The sequence below is a fragment of the Peptostreptococcus stomatis DSM 17678 genome, assembly GCF_000147675.1.
Classification (GTDB): Bacteria; Bacillota; Clostridia; order Peptostreptococcales; family Peptostreptococcaceae; genus Peptostreptococcus; species Peptostreptococcus stomatis.
Genome location: NZ_ADGQ01000009.1, coordinates 1 through 2,950 on the forward strand (window position 1 = coordinate 1; position 2,950 = coordinate 2,950).

Sequence of the window (2,950 nt, forward strand, 5' to 3'; positions counted from 1 at the left end):
ATCATACTACATGTAATCAATTAATAGATATAAGGTTTTAATAGATTTATCATAAGATAAGATATATATTTCACTTGCAAAATCCTCATTTTTCGCATCTTCATCTCTGAAGACTTTTTTGATACCATATACGGAATCTTTATTCTTGGAAAAATCAATCTTGATAGTATCAACTAACTCTTTTATATCGCAATGCTTTTCAATACTCTCAATGGACTTATTATAATCTAATTTATCTATAGAATAATTATTGAAATTTTTTTCGATATCAGGGCTTATGTCCTGGTCGAATTTTACAACCATGTATCTAAAGCCATCTGATGGCCAGCCAACGTCATCATATTTGGAATACGCTTCAGAAAATTCTCCTTTTATATTTAAGCCACTCAAAGTAGTGTTCATTATTTTATCTGAGATATGTTTATTTGTAGATTCACTACCACCTGTGCATCCAGTTGATAAAGATAGGCTCAATAAAAGTATAAATAATGCAAAGTATTTTTTCATAACATCACCTCTCAAGATGTATTCTTAGAGGATATGCAACAAACAAACCTTTTTTTTGTAATCGAGCAAGAGCATCCACTGCTACGCCAACAGCTCCTTCACTTTTTCCTTCATCGTAGTCATATGTATCTTTTATTTTTACTCTATTGTGTGTCATTTCAGCCCTAAAATGGTAAATAGAATAATGTGCATCTGCTTCATCTCTATTATATGTATTTTTAAATTCGGCATCTTTTACACTTCCATTAGGATATTTATCTTTTCTACGAAGAGATTTATACGCCTCTGTCTTATATAAGAAACGTTTCATTTCGTTTGGAGGTTGATACTCTTGGCTTGATCTAACATAAAGTGCTCTTGATAGTAAATGGGCAGAAAGAGTGTAACCTTTATATTTAAGATATGCTAGAGCGGCTTCGGCGATTGCCGTATCAGACATAATAGATGGAAGCTTGTACTCAGGCAAAAATGCGTTTAATTTGTAATCAGCATTTAAAGATGTATCATTCATTACTACATCTTGTCTTTTTATGCCTTTTTTAACTAATTCTGCTTCCTCTGGAGAAAAATATTTTAAATCCTCTTCTAAAAATTTTTCCAGTTGCTCATTGATTGTTGTACCTTTGTTTTTAAGCTCATTTTCTAGTGAATTTAAAGCTGGATCAACATCAACGAAAGACTCAACATTTGTAGATGTTACACGTTCAATGCAATTTTCATTCAATGTAGAAGCTATAGCATTAGCCGAAATAGTGGATAATGTGAGAATGGTACCAAGAGATACAAAAAGCATTTTTTTCATTTTCATAATAACTCCTCCTCGTATAATATACTTGTAGTTAAAACTACTTTTTTTCTTTTCTATCCCCTCTTCTTTGTGGGATAATATTAGTATAGATAGAGGTCGTAGCTTCCTCCTTGAAGTCATATCTTCCTTAAAAAGGCTTACGCCTCTTCTTTACGTCTTTATGCGTATTAGCTGGATAGCACCAAGTTGCTGTATATCTAACGAGGTTGCATTGTCGTAAAGTTTTAGAGGGTTCTTTCTCTATCTAAAATATATGAAAGCAAGGTGATTTTATGTTTTACATAGGTATTGATATTGCTAAGAAAAACCACGAAGCTTCAATAATTGATTCTTCTGGAAAAAGCTTATCCAAAAGTATTTCTTTTCCTAATTCCACAAAAGGGATAGAAAAGTTCAATAATTTTATTGCTGAATTTGGTGTAACAACTAATAATTGCATTATTGGAATGGAAGCAACTGGTCATTATTGGATAAGTTTGTTCTCATACATCGTTGATCTAGGATTTACGTGCTATGTTATAAATCCAATTCAGTCTGATGCTTTTAGGAAAATGTATGTTAGACAAACTAAGAATGATTCAGTTGATTCATTTATAATTGCTCAAATAATGCGTTTTGGAGAGTTCTCTATATCTAATTTTTCCGATGAGAATACATTTGCCCTTAGAAATTTAACTAGATATAGGTTTGCCTTAGTTGATGAATGCTCAGATTGGAAAAGAAAACTTGTAGCTATACTTGACCAAGTTTTCCCTGAGTACTCAAGTCTTTTTTCAAATATATATGGTGTTACCTCAAAGGAACTGTTGTCAAAATATCCTTTACCGGAAGACATGCTGTCAATTCCTGCTGAGGAGCTTGGTAACTTACTTTGTGAGTGTAGCAAGGGTCGTCTTGGCATAAATAAAGCCAAAGAAATCCAATCCCGTGCCAGGGAATCTTTTGGAATTAAGTTTGCAAAAAGGTCTTTTTCTTTCCAAATCAAGCAAATAATTAGCCAAATTTCATTCCTAGAAGAACAACTTAAAGAAATTGAAATTGAGATTAGTAGCTTGCTTGAGGATATATGTCCGGTCATTAGTACAATAACGGGTATTGGTAGTGTTTTAGGTGCGTCCATAGTATCCGAGATAGGCAATATTTCTAGGTTTGAAAGAGCAAACCAACTTGTTGCCTATGCCGGTTTAGACACACGGACAAAACAATCCGGCGATTTTTCAGCCACAAATACAAAACTTTCCAAGCGAGGTTCGCCTTACTTAAGGCGTTCTATTTGGCTTGCCGCCACTGTAGCAGCCTTTAAGGACCCTGCCTTATCCATATACTATAAAGGATTGAGAGTACGAGGCAAAGCTCATGGCACAGCTATAGGGGCTGTTGCAAGGAAATTGACCAATATTATATTCGCTGTCCTAAGAGATCAAAAACCGTATACTCCAAATATTTAGTTGTCAGTATTATTAATTTTTTTAAGCCTATTCATTAGGCTTATTTGTTATGCAATAATGTCAGTGCAAAATTTATTTTTTATTTTGTATTGACATTTGATAGCTGGTCTTTAAAAATACTTACTTGTATTATAACATAATAATTTCAGTTTGTAAATATAAATGTTTTCTCTGACAGTGTCAAGTT

General features: G+C 33.1%; 3 protein-coding genes. 1 reads left to right on the forward strand and 2 read right to left on the reverse strand.

From position 1 onward, the window contains the following. Positions 1-6: 6 nt before the first annotated feature. Both HMPREF0634_RS01150 and HMPREF0634_RS01155 read right to left on the reverse strand, forming a co-directional pair. Positions 7-507, reverse strand: a complete 501-nt coding sequence (locus HMPREF0634_RS01150) for a hypothetical protein (RefSeq protein ID WP_040565584.1) — start codon at positions 505-507, stop codon at positions 7-9. A gap of 4 nt (positions 508-511) precedes the next feature. Then, on the reverse strand, positions 512-1,315 hold the full coding sequence (locus HMPREF0634_RS01155; RefSeq protein WP_040565585.1) for a hypothetical protein: 804 nt from the start codon (positions 1,313-1,315) through the stop codon (positions 512-514). Between the two features lie 272 nt (positions 1,316-1,587). Between HMPREF0634_RS01155 and HMPREF0634_RS01160 the strand changes: the two genes are divergently transcribed. Further along, positions 1,588-2,763: an IS110 family RNA-guided transposase gene (locus HMPREF0634_RS01160; RefSeq protein ID WP_007788244.1), complete on the forward strand. Its 1,176-nt coding sequence runs from the start codon at positions 1,588-1,590 to the stop codon at positions 2,761-2,763. Positions 2,764-2,950 lie beyond the last annotated feature (187 nt).